This window comes from Lentisphaera araneosa HTCC2155, assembly GCF_000170755.1.
GTDB classification, from domain to species: Bacteria; Verrucomicrobiota; Lentisphaeria; order Lentisphaerales; family Lentisphaeraceae; genus Lentisphaera; species Lentisphaera araneosa.
Map to the genome: position 1 here is coordinate 59,997 of NZ_ABCK01000005.1, position 16,398 is coordinate 76,394.

Sequence of the window (16,398 nt, forward strand, 5' to 3'; positions counted from 1 at the left end):
AACAAAAACAGTTGTTTGTTTCAACTAAAGATAACGACAAAAGCCGTATAACATTAAATAATAATATTACACGGCTTTTGTTTTGCAAGCGTTAGATAAAGAATTTCTAGGAGCTAAGTAAACTTTATTACCGAAAAATCCTTCTTACCCTTTCTCAAAACTAAATAAGTTTGATGGATAAGATCTTCTTGTACAGGCTTGTACCTGAAGTCTTTTACCTTTTCATTATTCAAGCTAATGCCATTTCCTTGAACCATTTTGCGAGCTTCGCCAGATGATTTACATAAGCCACTCGCCGTCAAGAGCGAGAGAATCCCTTCAACTTCATCGAGTGAAGAAAAACTTGGAGCTTCGGTTGCATTGTGAAGTGCATCCATAGTGATTGCATCGACTTCTCTAATGTCTTCACGCCCGAAAAGTGCGGCAGCCGCAAAAATAGCTTTTTTCGCTTCTTCTTCGCCGTGGATCATCGTGGTCATTTCCCAAGCGAGCTTCTTTTGCGCTTCGCGCAAATGAGGTTCTTGTTCAACGGAAGCTTGTAGTGCTTCTACGACATCCTGAGGAAGGAAGGTAAAGAACTTAATAAAACGAATCACATCGGCATCGGCCACATTAAACCAGTACTGATAGAAGTCGTAGGGGCAAGTTTGCTTAGGATCTAACCAAACTGATCCACCCGCAGTCTTACCAAACTTTGTTCCGTCAGATTTCATGATGAGTGGTACTGTCATGCAGAAAGAGCGCTTACCATTGCTTCGGCGAATCAAATCCATACCCGAAGTCATGTTGCCCCACTGATCACTACCACCAATCTGAAGTGTACAATTATGTTCGCGATTGAGGTGAAGGAAGTCATAGCCCTGAAGAACCATGTAACTAAATTCTGTGTAAGAAAGCCCAGCTTCTTTACCTTCGAGACGAGAAGAAACTGAATCGCGGTTCATCATCACGTTAACAGAAAAGTTTTTACCAATATCTCTGAGGTATTCAATAATATTAATCTTAGAGATCCAGTCAAAGTTATTCACCAAAGTTGCTGAGTCACCACTAAAATCAATAATTTGTTTTAGCTGAGACTTAATACTTTCCACATTATGAGCAATATCATCTGAACTCAAAAGATTACGTTCTTGGCTTTTCCCACTGGGGTCACCAATCATGCCCGTAGCACCGCCAGCCAAAGGTAAAACACTATGACCATACTCTTGGAAACGACGCAGCGTGATAAGTGGCACTAAGTGACCAATGTGTAAGCTATCTGCCGTGGGATCAAAACCACAATAGACGCTGATTTTTTCGTCACTTAGATATGAACGTAGCTCATCCTGACCTGATTCTTGAAAAATAAGTCCACGCCACTTGAGCTCATCGTAAATATTGTCAGCCATTCTAGCCCTCTAGAAGAAGCTCAGCAATTTGAACTGCATTTAAAGCAGCGCCTTTGCGAACCTGATCACCAACTAACCATAACTCAAGACCATTATCAAGAGTCACATCGCGACGGAGGCGACCTACGTAAACTGGGTCTTTACCGGAAACATCTAAAGGAGTTGCCCAAAGGTTTTCTTCGCGGTTTTCAAATACTTCAACACCAGGAGCAGATCTGAGAACTTCATAAGCTTCTTCGATTGTGTAAGCATTATCGAATTCGATATTCAAACTCTCTGAGTGAGCACGCATAATAGGTACACGTACGCAAGTGGCTGTTACTTTTGAATCTTCATGAAAGATTTTGCTCGTTTCATTCATCATCTTCAACTCTTCTTCCACGTAACCATTCTCTTTCATCGGAGAGTTGTGTGGAAATAAGTTAAATGCGTAAGGCTGATTGATCACTGTATTCTCAAAGTCTTCACCTTGCAATTTAGCCGCAGTCTCTTGTTCGAGTTCCTGCATAGCTAATGCACCTGCACCAGATGCCGCTTGATAAGTTGAACATACAGTTCTCTTCACACCAAACTTCTTGTGAAGCGGCCATAGAGCGAGCACCATCAAAATTGTTGAACAGTTCGGGTTGGCAATAATACCCTTGTTCCATTTGATGTCTTCAGGATTGATCTCTGGCACAACGAGTGGAACTTCTGGGTCCATTCTGTAGTGCGATGTATTATCAACAACCACTGCACCAGCTTTTACCGCTGAAGGAGCGTATTCTTTTGAAAGTGAACCACCAGCAGAAGCAAGAACAATATCTACGCCTTCAAAACAGTCGTGAGTCAATTCTTCTACAGTGATGTCTTCACCACGGAAATTGATCTTTTTGCCTGCTGAACGAGCAGAAGCAAGAAGTTTAAGTGAGTTGAGCGGAAAATTGCGCTCTTCGAGTAATTCTAAAAGTTCGGCACCCACTGCACCAGTGGCACCCATAATTGCAACATTAGGTTTATTCATCATTATTTTTCCAGATTGTAAGCTTCCATGGGGCCCACGCCAACATTGCTGAACCCGCAATCAACATGAATGACTTCTGAAGTGATACCACGACTTAAGTCAGAACATAGGAACATCGCTGCATCACCAATCTCGTCGATTGTGTTTACACGACGTAGAGGAGAGATTTTCTCTTGAATGGTCAACATCTTTGTGAAGCCGGCGATACCACGAGCGGCAAGAGTATTCACTGGACCGGCAGAAATTGAGTTCACACGAACGCCTTGAGGACCGAGGTCATTAGCTAAGTAACGCGTGCTACATTCTAAACCTGCTTTCGCAACGCCCATAACATTGTAGTTAGTACAAATTCTTTCTGAACCGAGGTAAGTCAAACTCACAATACTCGCACTCTCACTGAGGTAAGGCTGAGCCGCTTTAGAGATAGCCACTAAAGAGAAAGAACTTACTTCACCCGCCATCGCGTAACCTTCGCGACTGGTGTTGTAAAACTCACCTTCAAGCTCAGATTTGTCAGCAAAAGCCAAACAGTGTACGACAAAATCAATTTCGCCATGTTTTTCGCCAAGTGCTTTGAAAGTTGAATCGATGGTTTCTTGATTAGTTACATCACATTCGAGTAGTTCTACATCATTGATATCGAATTTTTTAAAGAGTTTTTCAACTCCATCTTTCATACGATCATTCATGTAGGTCAAAGTGATATCTGCACCTTGATTTCTAAGGGACTCAAAAATGCCCCATGCAATTGATCTGTGATTTGCTACACCAAGGATAACACCTTTTTTGCCTTTCATTAACATGGCTAAACTCCGTAAGTTGTTGGGATTTTATATTTTAAACTCGCAGATAGTAGCACAATTCAAGAGAAAAAAAAGATTAAAAAAATCTTTTTCATCACAGGATCAAGTGAAAGCATTATTTAAGGAAAGATTATGACAACAAAAGCAATTTTTATTTTGAAACAAAAAGATCTATTTCTCTTCTTTTTGTGATTGCCGAACTTGAGCTTTGAGCTTTTCTTTGAAGTCTGAGTTTAATTTCTTTTGGCACCCTTCTTCGAACTCCGCAAACTTACTTTCTGCATGCTGAAATTTTTCGGCATCGCGCTGATAGGAACCACATACCACGCACATTTTTATATGAAGCTTTATCCACCAACGCTGCATGGGCGAAGCTTTATGAAGTTTTTGGTCAGCCATTTTTCTAGCAATCTGTTTACAAGTTAAAATCATTTGTACGTATCGCCCCAATTCTTATTCAAGCAGACTTTCATCGACTTTCTGACTCGGTGTGTGATCACCCATAAATTTGCATGGCTAATATTAAATTCTTCGCAAATTTGCTTTGCATCAATTCCGTCAATCTCTTTCATCATGTATATACTTCTCAAAGGCTCATTCATTTTTTCTAAACATGCTTTAAAGATCTGCCAAAACTCTTCTTTCTCAAATGATTGGAAAGGATCAAAGTCCCAATCGGCAACTTTTCGAGAGAAAACACCTGCCGTTTTAAAGATTTTACTATTGACTTCAGGGAAGGAATTGAGTTCACTTTCATTCAATTCTCTTAAATCGCGCTTAATGCTATCGATAATTTTATTTTTCATTATTCCGCGCAACCAAAATTTCACGGGGACACGCCCATCAAACTTATCTAAGGATTTTACTGCGGCTAAAAAAGTTTCTTGCACCACATCTTCTGCTTTGTGGCTATCATTGAGTCGAGAGTAAGCAAAGCCGAATAAATAATCGGAATATTCCTCTACCCAAAACTCGGGTTCACGCTCTTTGCTCACGATAAAATCTCTTGTTTACTTTGTATACTGTATCAAGAGTAGAAGAATAATAATACTTGTCAAAACAGCAAAGATAGAAATCAGCACTAAAACGATACTTTTTTGATTCCTATAGATAAATTGAGAAAAATGACGATTTAAACCTGCCCCTTTGTCGGCGTCGGGAATATAACCCGCCATATAGACCTCAACATCGCGCATCAAATCACCAACTTTTTGATAACGTTCAATTAATTTCTCATCCAAAGCTTTCATACAGATTGCGGCGAGCGAACGAGGCACTCGACAATTGGGCAAGTGGATGAGCTTCACATTATCTGGATTGTCGCCAACGGCTTCCTCACTGTAAAGTAATGGGTGTTTGATTTTTTCATTCAATTTACGACGTAAAACTGCGGTAGTCGTCTTACCATTCGCGGGTGCACGCAGGGTTAAAATCTTATATAATATCCCCCCGAGTGCATAAACATCGCTACGAGTCCCCACGAGATCAGAATTACCAATCGCTTGCTCGGGCGACATAAAAGCAGGGGTCCCAATAACTTTTTCTTTTTCTGAATCAATGATGAAATCCACATCTTCATCAATATCAACCAACTCCAATTCAGACATATCTTCCATACCACGTCGCAAACGAGCTAAGCCCCAGTCCGTTACCTGAACATCACCTAAGTAACCCACTAGAATATTATCTGGCTTGAGGTCGAGATGCACCACTCCCTTTGCATGAGCATAAGAAACCGCTTCACAAACTCTACGGAATATTTTCATCAAACTCGGCAAGGGAAAACGTTCAATCATATCTTTATCACCAATGCGAATGCCTTCTAGAATTTCATCAAGAGTCACACCTTGAACAAGCTTCATTACATAATAAATCTCTTCATTCTCAGTCATGCCCAATTCGTACAAGGGAATAATATGTGGATGCTGAAGCTGTCCTGTGATTTTTGCTTCTTTAAGAAAATATCGAAGGGCAATTTCACTGGCCTTATCAGAGCGGATAAATTTAATCGCTACTCGACGACGAACATTTTTATCGTATGCTGCAATAACGCGACCGGCACCGCCCTCACCTAAGACTAATCCTAATTCGTAGCGGTCAGAGAAATTCGAGGCAATATTAAAACCTGAATCAGCATTTGACTCATTAGCTTCCCTGAGCTTTGCCAAAAGTTCTTCAGGCAATTGCGTCGCCATACTTTGATTTTCAACCGATTCTTCTTGTGCCATTCACATACCTGCATGTATAATAATCTTTCGATTATACATAAAGCGATCAACACATGCAAGAACTAAAATCTTAATTTTCTTTTAAGGATCAAGTAATTTACACAAATTTAAACATTTATGGTCAATATGAAACAACTTAAAATCACCGTTTACTGCGCTTCCAGTCCCAACATCCACCAAGACTACTTTGACGCCGCCACTGAACTCGGACAACTTTTATCTGCTATCGACTGTACTGTCTCTTACGGAGGAGGTGCTAGCGGCCTCATGGGTGCACTCGCCGACAGCATGATCAAACATGGTGGTAACATTAAAGGTTTTATACCGCACTTTATGATTGAAAGAGAATGGCAACACCCCCATGTCCCGAGCATGCATGTCGTAAAAACCATTCATGAACGTAAAGACAAATTGCTGGAAGATTGCGATCTAGCTATTGCACTTGCAGGTGGCTGCGGAACTCTAGAAGAATTTATGGAAGCCCTCACCTGGAAACAACTTAATCTATACAAGGGAAAACTTATGATTTTAAATACAAGATCCTATTATAATCCACTCATACAAATGCTGGATTCTGCCATCTCGGAAAACTTCATGGCTCACGACTCTAGTGATATGTGGGAAGTGCACGAAAAACCCCAGTCTATTTTAGACTCTATACTGAAATAAAAATAAGCCTCAGATTCAATTGAATCTTAATGAAATCCGCTTACCTTGAAGATCATTTTTTGACTTCGAATCTTAGGACAAACATCATGAACAAAAAGTTCTCTTTCTTTATCATCATCACCATAGCGACTATCTTATCTTTATTGATTGCCTTGTCGTCTATGGGGTTCATCATCAAAAAGACCGTAAACCAAGTCACTCACAATATCACTGGAACTGATGCTGAAATCTCACGCTCCAGCTTAAGCCTCATTACCGGCAAAGCAGAACTAAAAAAACTTATGATTGCGAGCCCAAAGGGTTCGTCGGCACCTCTTGCGCTCAAAATGGCTACAGCTCAAATGAAAATCAAGCCTTCTTCGGTAACTGATGACGTGGTTATCATCGAAAACTTCGAGAGTGATACAATCGAAATTTTCTGGGAGGAAAAAGAAGGGCGAAATTACCGCGAGATCATGAAAAATATCAGTGAATTCGCGACTCGTGAACGCGGTATTATTGAAGATATCAAAAGTCGTGGTCTTGAAGACGAACACAAGTATTTTGCTTTAGAAAAAATGACTTTCACCAATACGAAACTCCATTTTATTCAAGGCAAGAACATTACCGAGATCACGATCCCACAAATCACACTAGAAAATATTGGCGATGCAAAAAGAGGTGCCTCATTCGTCGATTTAATGGAAAAATCATTTAAAGAAATTATTATCACATGCGAAAAACATATTAATGAGCATATTATTTCTTTAGAAAAAGCAAATAAAACTCCCTCAAACTAAGGGCTAAAGCAGGACAAAACATGAAACTTAATCTACAGCGACCCATCGTTTTTTTCGATTTGGAGACTACAGGGCTCAACCCTACAGAAGACCGAATCATCGAGATATGCTGCATCAAGGTTCATCCTGATGGCAAACGCGACATTAAAACTCGCCGCGTCAACCCTGAAAAACCAATCTCCTCTGAAGCTTCTGAAATCACGGGAATTACTGACGAAGATGTGAAAGATGAGCCCACTTTTAAGCAAATGGCGAAAGGGATTTATAAATTTTTTGAAGGCTGCGACATCTCAGGCTACAATATAATGCGCTTTGACTTGCGTGTATTGACTGAGGAATTTAAGCGCGCAGGAATAAGTTTTGACGCTTCGGCCCACGATTTGGTGGATGTACAGAGAATCTTTCATAAAAAGGAGCCCCGCACCCTGGAAGCCGCTTTGCGTTTCTATTGCAAAAAGGACCTGGAAGGCGCCCATGCAGCCGAAAATGATGTAATTGCTACAATCGATGTCCTCGAAGGACAACTCGACATGTATGACGACTTAGAAAACGACATGGCAAAGCTTGCAGAGTACTGCAAAGACGAACGCTGGGTCGACATGAATGGTCGTCTTCATTGGAAGGGTGAAGATGCTTCAATCGGTTTTGGTAAAAACCAAGGTAAGCTGCTTAAAGATTTGGTAAAAACCGATCGTGGCTACCTAGACTGGATTCTCCGTGGGGAATTTCCTGAAGACACCAAACGCATCATTCAAAATGCCATTGACAAAGGCATCTATCCATCAAAAAACACAACTTCAAGTTAAGTAATATAAGATTATGAAAAAATATTCACCTATCCCAGAAATTGGCATTCAAAATAGAACCTGGCCAGATACGCAAATCACTCAATCACCCACTTGGTGTGCAGTTGACCTCCGCGATGGTAACCAAGCACTTCCCGATCCCTTGACGCTTGAACAGAAAAAAATCTATTTCGATATCCTCGTAAAAATTGGCTTTAAAGAAATCGAAATTGGTTTCCCTTCTGCGTCAAAAGACGACTATGACTTTTGCCGTCACTTGATCGACAACAAAGTCATCCCAGATGACGTGATGATCTCTGTACTCGTTCCTGCTCGTCCTGACCTCGTTGTAAAAACGATGGACGCCTTGCGCGATGTTCCAAAAGCTACGGTGCATTTCTACGTAGCCACGAGTGACCTTCACCGCGAACACGTACTCGGCAAATCACATCAAGAAGTTTTTGAGATGTGTACGGCTACCGTGCAGTCAATTAAAGAAGAAGCCAGTAAACTCAAAGAGAGTACGTTTTATTTGGAGTTCTCTCCAGAAGAATTCACTGACACGGACTTAGACTTCGCTGTAGAAGTCTGCGATCACGTTATCGAACAATGGCAACCTGCAGCGGATGAAAAAGTGATTTTGAACCTTCCTGCTACAGTTGAACGTCGTCCACCGACTCATTACGCCGATATGATTGAGCTCTTTCAACGCAAGCTTAAATCTGAGCAGGCGATCATTTCACTTCACGCTCACAATGATATGGGCTGTGCTGTTGCATCGACTCAACTTGCGATCCAAGCTGGCGCACACCGTGTCGAAGGCACACTCTTTGGCCAAGGCGAACGCTCTGGCAACGTCGATTTAATCACTCTTGTCTTGAACTTGCAGTACCTCGGCATTGATACGGGGCTCGACTTCTCAGACTTAATGAATATCACTGAACAGATTTCAGAGCTTACAAATATGCCTCCTCACGAACGTCATCCTTATGTCGGTTCTTTGGTATTCTCAGCTTTCTCTGGCTCACACCAAGACGCTATCCACAAGTCCACTTTACGCAAAGATGAACTCATGGAAACTTTTGGGCGCTGGAAAATCCCTTATTTGCATATTGACCCAGCTGATGTCGGTCGCGAATTTGAAAACCTCATCCGCATCAATAGCCAATCGGGCAAAGGTGGAATTGCTCACATCATTGAAAAAGAGCATAACATCAAACTTCCACGTTTTGTTCAAGTTGATTTTGCCAAGCGAGTTCAAGCTTATGCTGAAGAAGTGAGTCGCGAAGTATCGACGCAAGAAGTCTGGAAAGTTTTTGAAGAAGCCTATATCGCTCCTAAAAACCCAAAGTTGGTCTTAAACAATTACTGGCCCTACCCTGACGAAGATCAATCAGAAATCGTCAATGCTAAAATTGAAGTTGAGTTTAAAGGCGAGACTTTCACACATGAAGCTACTGGCAATGGCCCCATATCTGCGTTTGTTGCTGCTCTTAAAAAACTCGACATCCCTGATTTTGTTCTCGAACACTTCGGCGAAGATTCCATTGGTGATTCTGCTCAAGCAGAAGCTGTTTCGAGCATATCAGTTAAAAACAGCGATAATGGTAGCGTTCATATTGGTTTTGGTTATCATTCCAATATTAACCATGCGGCAGCACGAGCTATTATCGCTGCTGTTAACAAGCTAATCGGTTGATCATTTATCCCGCCTTCGGGCGGGATTTCTTATATGAAACATCTCATTACAGGCGGAAGTGGCTTTCTTGGTCGCTATATAGCTCGACAACTCCTCGAGCAAGGACAAGAAGTTGTTTTATATAATCGCTCTCAGCCTCCGAGCGACCTAAGTGAATGCACTTGGGTTCAGGGTGACATCAACGAAACGATGAAACTCACCCGTGCCATGGAAGGCTGTCACAATGTTTTTCATACTGCGGCCATCGCAGGTGTTTGGGGTGATGAAGAACTCTTTCATAAAGTCAATACTTTAGGAACGCAGTCTGTGCTCAACGCCTGTTTGAGCGCAAAAGTTAGTAAGCTAATCTACACGTCTTCACCTTCAGTCGTATTTGGAATTGACGCTATTGAAAATGGCAACGAATCACTCCCCTACCCGGATGAGTACCTAACCACGTATCCCAAGACAAAAGCTGAAGGTGAAAAAATCGTTCTGGAAGCTAATAGCGAGCAACTCAAAACCTGTTCACTTCGCCCACATCTAATTTGGGGACCCGAAGACCAGCACCTCATCCCCCGACTCATTCAAAAAGCAAAAAGTAAAAGACTTAAGCAAGTGGGCAATGGAGAAAACTTAGTTGACCTCACCTACGTAGAAAATGCTGCCAAAGCCCACCTCCAAGTCGCTAGTGAATTAGACAAGAGTTCAAAACCAGCCGGCAAAGCCTACTTTATTTCTGATCCGAAACCCGTGAGCCTATGGCCATGGATCCGCGAGATCCTCAGTTTAAGTGAGTGTCCTCCGCCCAATGGTAGCCTCTCTTATGCAAAGGCCGCAAAAATTGGTGCTATTCTCGAATGGATCTACAAAACTTTCAAATTAAAGGGCGAACCGCCCATGACTCGCTTTGTTGCGGCTCAACTTGCCAAAGCTCATTACTTTGATAACTCTGCGGCGAAAAAAGATTTTGGCTATGCACCTGAAATAGACAATAAAGAAGGTTTAAAACGCACTTTAGCTTGGCTCAAAGAATCGGGAACTGTATGAGTCATATTATTTCTGACGATATCTACCTTTTAAAAGAAGAACATGAGTACAAGCTCAAGTCAGATCCCAGTGCAGAATTCACCTCATGTACCACTTTTATCAAACAATTTTTCTCCCCCTTTAATGCCGATGCCGTCGCTCAAAAACTCGTATCCTCTGTACCTAAATACGCCGAAATGACCATTGAAGAACTAAAAGATGAATGGACGGCTGCTGCAGATCATGGAACACAAGTTCACGAAGAACTCGAAGAGTATATCTTAAGCGGTGCAGAGCCCAAAGAAGATAAGGGTATTGCGGGGAAAAATTGGTTAATAGAAAATATCGACCTCGAAAAATTCACTCTCTATCCAGAAGTCATCATCTTTTGCAAAGAACTCAAACTTGCAGGGACCATTGACCTTATTGCTCAGCATAAAAAGTCAGGCTCACTGCTGCTTTTCGACTGGAAGACGAATAAGCGTATTAATAAACGCGCCTTTAGAGGCGAAAGAGGCATTCACCCTGCCAGTGAGCAATTAGATGACTGCAACTTCAATCATTATTCAGCCCAGCTCTCCCTCTACCGTTATTTATTAGAGAATAACTATAATTGTAAAATTCATCGTCAAATCATCCTGCACCTCGATGAGACTAAGTCGAACGTGATTGATTGTGATTACTTGGAGAGCACCATACACAAGATGCTTGAGGTTCTTTAGATTTTAGGGAAAATTTCTTTTAGAACTTTATCTGCTGCATCGGGATAATCAATCATACTAAAATCAAGCTCTTTATCTTGTCGCATTTGTAACTCAATGGCATTGGCCAAACTAAACTGATCAATTTCGGATTGATGGAGTTTATAAAAACCATTTGATTGACAAGCGTAATCTGCGTTGATCTCCTGGTGATCTTCCGCCGCAATGGGATAGGGAATCAACACTGCCTTAGTTTTAAAATGAATGAGCTCCGCTATACTCGAGGCTCCTGCTCGGCAAACGACCACATTAGCACGATTAATAAGAGCCCCCATTTCTTGGCTTTGCTTGCTTACAGCAACTGGAGAATTACCGTAAAAGTCAATGAGTTCAGCATTATCATCAGATCCCGTTAACTGCACGAGCTGCAATTTATATTTACGAGCGTTCATGACATCATATGCGTACCGAAGCATTTTATTAATCGCTTCTGCCCCCTGGCTACCGCCAAAGCATAGTACTAGAGGATCTTCATCGTTCAGATGACTGATAAAATCCGGTTTTTTAAAATTCTCCTCAAGCAACTCAGGACGTATGGGCATACCCACAACTACTGTGGGGCATTGAATCGCCGACTCATTCTTTAATGGGAAACTCGCCAAGAATTTTTGTGCGTACTTCGACATAAAACGATTAGCTTTACCTGCCCACACATTGCCTTCGTGGATAAAGGTGGGGATTTTCAAACTGGCACAAGCTAAGCCCAAGGGAACACCCGCAAAACTTCCCATAAACAAAACGGCATCAGGTTTTTCTTCTCGTAGGAATTTTTTGGCCTTCAAGTAATCACAATAGAATCGCCAAGCAAAAAGTGGGATACGCCATGGTTTTTTTATACTAGGCAGACTTAAGGCCCTCGCCAAATTTGATTTCAAACCATGTTCTTCAGCAATCTCTGCTTGGCCAGGGGCTCGTCTGCCAGTCAAGAAAAGGCTCACATCTAGCCCTTTATCCTGCGCCTTCCTTGCAATAGATAAACCTGGGTAATAATGCCCACCTGTCCCACCGCAGGATACGATTAATTTACTCAACATTTTCTCCGGGCAGGATTAAAGGACCTTTCACGTGACTATTTGAAGGCTTGTCAGGTACGTATTCCCCAGTGGAAGTCATACGATCCACACTCAATAATAAACCCACTGAGATAAAAGCCGAAACCATACTCGATCCACCATAGCTAATAAATGGCGCCGTAATACCCGTCGTGGGAAGCAAGCCACAAATCACTCCCATATTAACGAAAGCATGCTGAATTACCGTACAACCAAGAGTTGAAGCGAGAATGACGCCTCGAACATTACGTGCCTGTCCCGCAACTTTAAGTGATGAAACTAAAAATAATAGGTAGAGAAAGCAGACAAATAAAATACATAAGAAGCCCAGCTCTTCTCCCACAATTGCGAGAATAAAGTCTGTATGAGCTTCAGGGAGATACTCATTTTTCATACGACTTTCAGAAAAACCTTGCCCCGTCCAACCTCCCGAGCCGAGAGATAGCAATGAGTGCCAAAGCTGGTAACCCTTATCAGCCGAAAGTTCTTCCGGAGTTAGAAAAGACTCAAATCGCGCCGCTCTAACCGGAGATATGATCGCCACAGAAAAAACGCCCACTATGCCCATAATTACACAGCCTACTAACCAACGCATACGAGCTCCCGCAACAAACATTACGGTTATTATCACTGTGCCCGTAAGTACTGTCATCGATAAACTACCACCCAACATAATCAACATCATTACCGAGCCACCAATGAGCGCTGGAAAAATGAAACCCCACTTAAGCTCGTGGACGCGTTTAATATTATGGTGATAATACTCCGACAAAACGAGCACCAAAGCAATCTTGGTAAACTCCGCAGGCTGAATACCAAAGCCTCCAATTCTAAACCAACGATAGGAGCCTTTAATCGCTTTGATCAGTGGAAATTTTTTCGCAATATCTGAGTAGCCTGCCTTACTCAGTATGTTGGCTAAAACCAAATACAGCAAAGCCACACAACAAATCACCAGAAACCATCGGGCATTGCGGCATAACCAATTGTAATCAATGAACTGAATGAAAAATGCGAGAGTCGCACCAATACATACAAAAAGGGATTGGTTAAAGAAGTATTTATTACCATGCACAGGAGCACTCGTCGAATAGAGCATCGGTAAACTAAAGCAAATCAGCAAGAAAACGCTCACGAGCATGATCACCCTAAACTGAGGACGGTAAGGTGCTTTTTCCATTAATGGACCCCTAGATGAAGATCATTCAACATAAACTAAAACTGTAAACCCTCTTCACCGTAATGATCAGCGACTCTAGCTAATAACTCTTTATGCACTTCCGGTTTTGCCGTCACTAACATGCGATCCACATTCATATCGTAAGCTTCGCCTTTGTGATTACTTACCGTCATACCCATTTCTTCCAAAAAGAGCAAACCCGCACCTACGTCATAGGGTTGTAAATCACTTTCCCAAAAACCCTGTAACCAACCTGCTGCCACATAACTCAAGTCTAAAGCTGCTGAACCAAAACGTCTGATACCTCGACAACGCGGCATTAAATCTTCAATCAAGGAGAAAAACTGGTCTTTTAAATCGGGCGAGCGATAAGGGAAACCCGTCCCTATCATTGCCTTTTCAAAGGAACGTTGAGTTTGAAGTGAATGCAGTTGTTTATGATTGTGGAAAAAACCAAGGCCTTTAAAGGCATGAAAAAACTCACTACTTATAGGCTTGTATACCGCTCCGAACTGAGGTTTTCCTTTGTAGAGGAGTGCCACAGAAATAGAAAATTGATCTAAGTGATTGAGATAATTCGTCGTCCCATCGAGTGGGTCAACTAACCACATCCAATCGGCTTCGCCACGCTTGCCATTCTCTTCGCCCCAAAACTCAGCTTCGGGGTAGAGTGGACTTAAGCCTTCAAAAAGCATACTTTCACTTTGGCGATCTACAAATGACACCAATTCACGTGGTTCTTTTTCTTCTTCTTGAACTTCTAAATCTCGGAAATTATCTAATTGGAAATCTCCGACTCCCTGAAGTAAGCGCTCGACTTCTTCAATAAATTTGTATCTATCCAGCTCTAAAAGCATACCCTATTCGTCCAAGATTGATTCTAAACTTAATTTTGCATGATTTAGTTTAGGGTCGACTAGTTGAATTTTCACCTCTAGACGAGTACCAATCTCAAGCTTTTTACCGTGATTTAATTTTAAGCGCAGAGTCAGTCCATCTAATTCGACTAATAGGCCACCATTTAAATGATTGACCACAGTCGCCAAATAAGTCTCTCCAATCTTTGATTGTTCGAGGTACGTGTAAAGCCAAAAGTTCTCTGACTGCCTTTGTACATCTCTTACTTCCCCCAAACGACTTTCAGCTTTTGATTTGATTTCTAATAATTCATCTTCAGTATAAACCAAATCTCGTCCCTCTAAAAAGGCGATAAGTTGCCTTTGCATCATCAAGTCGCTATAGCGACGAATCGGAGAAGTAAACTGAGTATAACAATCCAAACCCAGGCCCGCATGATCTGAGGGGTAAGGGGTCATACGGGACTTTTTCATACACTTAATCGCTGCATCAAAAGATACCGGATCATACGTCTCGGGCATCGCCACTTGTTCATCAGACTTTTCTTGAACGCGATATAAGGCTGGAATCTCATTGTCCCGACAAAATTGCGCTCCTAAATTATTCGCGAGAATCATAAACTCACCCACTAATGCACGACTCTTTGAATGAGCTCTTACTTCAGTAATATCAACCACGCCATCGACAATGGTAATTTTATTTTCTGGTCGATTAAAAGTTATCGCTCCCTTTTCTTGTCGCTTGAGTATCAATTCATCTGCTAAATTCGCTAGAATATCAAGATCTTTTTTTAAGTCTTCTTTTGCTTCTTCATCGCCTTCTAGGACTCCATCACAATAACGATAGCTCAATTTTTCAGAAACTTGAATTAAACTTCTTTCAATATGGGTAGATCTCAATTCCCCATCACTTGTCAAAGTGGCGTAATAAGACAGCGCAGGCTTGGGCGAACCAGGAAGAAGAGATGCCTTATGAGTGGCTAATTCCGCAGGAAACATATTCACTGTTCCAGTTGGTAAATAAATACTCGTGGCCCTGTGCTCTGCTTCTAGGTCCAAGGTGCTTGCTTTGGCGATATAGGCACTAACGTCTGCGATATGAATCCCAATTTTAAATAAATCATTTTCTAGATATTCAACACTGAGAACATCGTCCACATCTGAAGTTGATTCATCATCAATACTAAAGCAATAAAAGTCTTCACCCAAGTCATTTCGACCTGTTGAATCAAAATCCAGCTCTTCAGCCATCGCGAGGAGTTTCTGGGAGAAATCGGGGCGTATTCCTGCTATCACTAAGTGTTCATCACAATCTTTACTAATCTGCCCTGTTTTCATCAAAAACTCGACAGCTTTTAATCTCAAGGGAGACTTGCCAATCAGTTTATCTAAAAACCTCGAGGCATCAGAACTCTGTTTCAGCCAAATCAAGTTACCTAATTGCCCGACAAAAGTTTTAAATTTTCCAGGAACTTCGACAGTGGAATCCTCATCACTTTCCAAAACACTCTGAACCCAGGGTCCAAGCTCAGCTTCGTACTCTTCTTGAAGGCGCTTTTTCTCTCGACTCTTTAAAATAGCCTCAACTTGCTCTTGGTCGCGAATCGTAAATTCAGCAAGCCGGCGCTTAAAGTAAACTATATCTTGGGACAAAACATCAAATAAACCCGCTTTCAGGTAATCACTTAGTTCTGAAAAATAAAAATCGCAGAGCTCATCTAAGGTGAAAACTTTACACTCTTCGCCTTCCAGCATCTCCCACAGCATCCCAAGGTCAACATCAGCGGCTAATGATTTTATCTTCTCTTCATACTGCGGGTGGTTTAAACGAAAGTCATCTTCGCTCACTTTTTCATTAAAACTAAATAAAACGTTCTTTAATGGCAAAGGAATTGTGCGTCCGCTCGCAATTAAAGACTTGGCCTTTTTTTTCTCTATCCCCAAGACATAAGCTAGTCTTAATTGGTTTCCGTCCGTGTAAGCACTCAGCCCATAAAATTCTTCTGTCATTCTTATCCTTAATAAAATTTGGCGTAAAGTGCCCTCGCGGGCATACTTTTCAAACTCAAAGCATCAAGCAGGAAGAACTTATTTTCTGCATAAATTAACCTTTTCTTAATATTTTATTCAAAAAACGTTTGAAATGCGTATATTTATGAATATTATAATATTAGGAAAACGAACGA

General features: G+C 41.6%; 16 protein-coding genes. 6 read left to right on the forward strand and 10 right to left on the reverse strand.

What is annotated here, in order from left to right; translation table 11 throughout:
- Nucleotides 1-113: 113 nt before the first annotated feature.
- The 6 genes from tyrS to LNTAR_RS25240 all read right to left on the reverse strand — a co-directional run bounded on the left by tyrS (nucleotide 114) and on the right by LNTAR_RS25240 (nucleotide 5,422).
- Complete coding sequence (gene tyrS, locus LNTAR_RS06030) at nucleotides 114-1,388, reverse strand: tyrosine--tRNA ligase (RefSeq protein WP_007277766.1); 1,275 nt, start codon at nucleotides 1,386-1,388, stop codon at nucleotides 114-116.
- A 1-nt stretch (nucleotide 1,389) separates the two neighbouring features.
- The gene (locus LNTAR_RS06035) at nucleotides 1,390-2,394 is read right to left on the reverse strand and encodes an aspartate-semialdehyde dehydrogenase (RefSeq protein ID WP_007277767.1); all 1,005 of its coding nucleotides are present in this window, start codon (nucleotides 2,392-2,394) and stop codon (nucleotides 1,390-1,392) included.
- Nucleotides 2,394-3,194: an enoyl-ACP reductase FabI gene (locus tag LNTAR_RS06040; protein ID WP_007277768.1), complete on the reverse strand. Its 801-nt coding sequence runs from the start codon at nucleotides 3,192-3,194 to the stop codon at nucleotides 2,394-2,396. Before LNTAR_RS06040 ends, LNTAR_RS06035 begins: the two co-directional genes overlap by 1 nt.
- 171 nt (nucleotides 3,195-3,365) lie before the next feature.
- Entirely contained in the window at nucleotides 3,366-3,626 is a 261-nt protein-coding gene (locus LNTAR_RS06045; protein WP_007277770.1) for a hypothetical protein, read from the reverse strand.
- Nucleotides 3,623-4,189, reverse strand: coding sequence for a sigma-70 family RNA polymerase sigma factor (locus LNTAR_RS06050; RefSeq protein ID WP_007277771.1), 567 nt, complete (start codon nucleotides 4,187-4,189; stop codon nucleotides 3,623-3,625). The genes LNTAR_RS06045 and LNTAR_RS06050 overlap by 4 nt, the downstream gene beginning before the upstream one ends.
- 15 nt (nucleotides 4,190-4,204) lie before the next feature.
- Nucleotides 4,205-5,422, reverse strand: a complete 1,218-nt coding sequence (locus LNTAR_RS25240; RefSeq protein ID WP_007277772.1) for a serine/threonine protein kinase — start codon at nucleotides 5,420-5,422, stop codon at nucleotides 4,205-4,207.
- Between the two features lie 126 nt (nucleotides 5,423-5,548).
- Between LNTAR_RS25240 and LNTAR_RS06060 the strand changes: the two genes are divergently transcribed.
- The 6 genes from LNTAR_RS06060 (at nucleotide 5,549) to LNTAR_RS06085 (ending at nucleotide 11,084) form a co-directional block, all read left to right on the forward strand.
- Nucleotides 5,549-6,091 carry an LOG family protein gene (locus tag LNTAR_RS06060; protein ID WP_157473313.1) on the forward strand — a complete coding sequence of 181 codons (543 nt, stop codon included), beginning with the start codon at nucleotides 5,549-5,551 and terminating at the stop codon, nucleotides 6,089-6,091.
- Between the two features lie 86 nt (nucleotides 6,092-6,177).
- Nucleotides 6,178-6,870 carry a hypothetical protein gene (locus LNTAR_RS06065; RefSeq protein WP_007277774.1) on the forward strand — a complete coding sequence of 231 codons (693 nt, stop codon included), beginning with the start codon at nucleotides 6,178-6,180 and terminating at the stop codon, nucleotides 6,868-6,870.
- 20 nt (nucleotides 6,871-6,890) lie between these two features.
- Nucleotides 6,891-7,676, forward strand: coding sequence for a 3'-5' exonuclease (locus LNTAR_RS06070; RefSeq protein ID WP_007277775.1), 786 nt, complete (start codon nucleotides 6,891-6,893; stop codon nucleotides 7,674-7,676).
- 13 nt (nucleotides 7,677-7,689) lie between these two features.
- The gene (locus tag LNTAR_RS06075) at nucleotides 7,690-9,354 is read left to right on the forward strand and encodes a 2-isopropylmalate synthase (RefSeq protein WP_007277776.1); all 1,665 of its coding nucleotides are present in this window, start codon (nucleotides 7,690-7,692) and stop codon (nucleotides 9,352-9,354) included.
- 33 nt (nucleotides 9,355-9,387) lie between these two features.
- Nucleotides 9,388-10,383, forward strand: a complete 996-nt coding sequence (locus LNTAR_RS06080) for an NAD-dependent epimerase/dehydratase family protein (protein ID WP_007277777.1) — start codon at nucleotides 9,388-9,390, stop codon at nucleotides 10,381-10,383.
- The gene (locus LNTAR_RS06085) at nucleotides 10,380-11,084 is read left to right on the forward strand and encodes a PD-(D/E)XK nuclease family protein (RefSeq protein WP_007277778.1); all 705 of its coding nucleotides are present in this window, start codon (nucleotides 10,380-10,382) and stop codon (nucleotides 11,082-11,084) included. Before LNTAR_RS06080 ends, LNTAR_RS06085 begins: the two co-directional genes overlap by 4 nt.
- Here the strand turns inward: LNTAR_RS06085 and LNTAR_RS06090 are convergent.
- Genes LNTAR_RS06090 through LNTAR_RS06105 form a run of 4 tightly spaced genes read right to left on the reverse strand, consistent with a single transcriptional unit; the run spans nucleotide 11,081 to nucleotide 16,222 of the window.
- Complete coding sequence (locus LNTAR_RS06090; RefSeq protein ID WP_007277779.1) at nucleotides 11,081-12,157, reverse strand: UDP-N-acetylglucosamine--N-acetylmuramyl-(pentapeptide) pyrophosphoryl-undecaprenol N-acetylglucosamine transferase; 1,077 nt, start codon at nucleotides 12,155-12,157, stop codon at nucleotides 11,081-11,083. The genes LNTAR_RS06085 and LNTAR_RS06090 overlap by 4 nt on opposite strands.
- Complete coding sequence (locus LNTAR_RS06095) at nucleotides 12,147-13,355, reverse strand: FtsW/RodA/SpoVE family cell cycle protein (protein WP_007277780.1); 1,209 nt, start codon at nucleotides 13,353-13,355, stop codon at nucleotides 12,147-12,149. Before LNTAR_RS06095 ends, LNTAR_RS06090 begins: the two co-directional genes overlap by 11 nt.
- Nucleotides 13,356-13,390: 35 nt before the next feature.
- Nucleotides 13,391-14,212: an inositol monophosphatase family protein gene (locus LNTAR_RS06100; RefSeq protein WP_007277781.1), complete on the reverse strand. Its 822-nt coding sequence runs from the start codon at nucleotides 14,210-14,212 to the stop codon at nucleotides 13,391-13,393.
- Between the two features lie 3 nt (nucleotides 14,213-14,215).
- Complete coding sequence (locus tag LNTAR_RS06105; protein ID WP_007277782.1) at nucleotides 14,216-16,222, reverse strand: RNB domain-containing ribonuclease; 2,007 nt, start codon at nucleotides 16,220-16,222, stop codon at nucleotides 14,216-14,218.
- Between the last annotated feature and the right edge of the window lie 176 nt (nucleotides 16,223-16,398).

Bases quoted from the DNA above. Each gene is read 5' to 3' on its own strand.
- tyrS (WP_007277766.1), bottom strand. From the start codon at position 1,388: ATGGCTGACAATATTTACGATGAGCTCAAGTGGCGTGGACTTATTTTT.
- LNTAR_RS06035 (WP_007277767.1), bottom strand. From the start codon at position 2,394: ATGATGAATAAACCTAATGTTGCAATTATGGGTGCCACTGGTGCAGTG.
- LNTAR_RS06040 (WP_007277768.1), bottom strand. From the start codon at position 3,194: ATGTTAATGAAAGGCAAAAAAGGTGTTATCCTTGGTGTAGCAAATCAC.
- LNTAR_RS06045 (WP_007277770.1), bottom strand. From the start codon at position 3,626: ATGATTTTAACTTGTAAACAGATTGCTAGAAAAATGGCTGACCAAAAA.
- LNTAR_RS25240 (WP_007277772.1), bottom strand. From the start codon at position 5,422: ATGGCACAAGAAGAATCGGTTGAAAATCAAAGTATGGCGACGCAATTG.
- LNTAR_RS06060 (WP_157473313.1), top strand. From the start codon at position 5,549: ATGAAACAACTTAAAATCACCGTTTACTGCGCTTCCAGTCCCAACATC.
- LNTAR_RS06065 (WP_007277774.1), top strand. From the start codon at position 6,178: ATGAACAAAAAGTTCTCTTTCTTTATCATCATCACCATAGCGACTATC.
- LNTAR_RS06070 (WP_007277775.1), top strand. From the start codon at position 6,891: ATGAAACTTAATCTACAGCGACCCATCGTTTTTTTCGATTTGGAGACT.
- LNTAR_RS06075 (WP_007277776.1), top strand. From the start codon at position 7,690: ATGAAAAAATATTCACCTATCCCAGAAATTGGCATTCAAAATAGAACC.
- LNTAR_RS06080 (WP_007277777.1), top strand. From the start codon at position 9,388: ATGAAACATCTCATTACAGGCGGAAGTGGCTTTCTTGGTCGCTATATA.
- LNTAR_RS06085 (WP_007277778.1), top strand. From the start codon at position 10,380: ATGAGTCATATTATTTCTGACGATATCTACCTTTTAAAAGAAGAACAT.
- LNTAR_RS06090 (WP_007277779.1), bottom strand. From the start codon at position 12,157: ATGTTGAGTAAATTAATCGTATCCTGCGGTGGGACAGGTGGGCATTAT.
- LNTAR_RS06095 (WP_007277780.1), bottom strand. From the start codon at position 13,355: ATGGAAAAAGCACCTTACCGTCCTCAGTTTAGGGTGATCATGCTCGTG.
- LNTAR_RS06100 (WP_007277781.1), bottom strand. From the start codon at position 14,212: ATGCTTTTAGAGCTGGATAGATACAAATTTATTGAAGAAGTCGAGCGC.
- LNTAR_RS06105 (WP_007277782.1), bottom strand. From the start codon at position 16,222: ATGACAGAAGAATTTTATGGGCTGAGTGCTTACACGGACGGAAACCAA.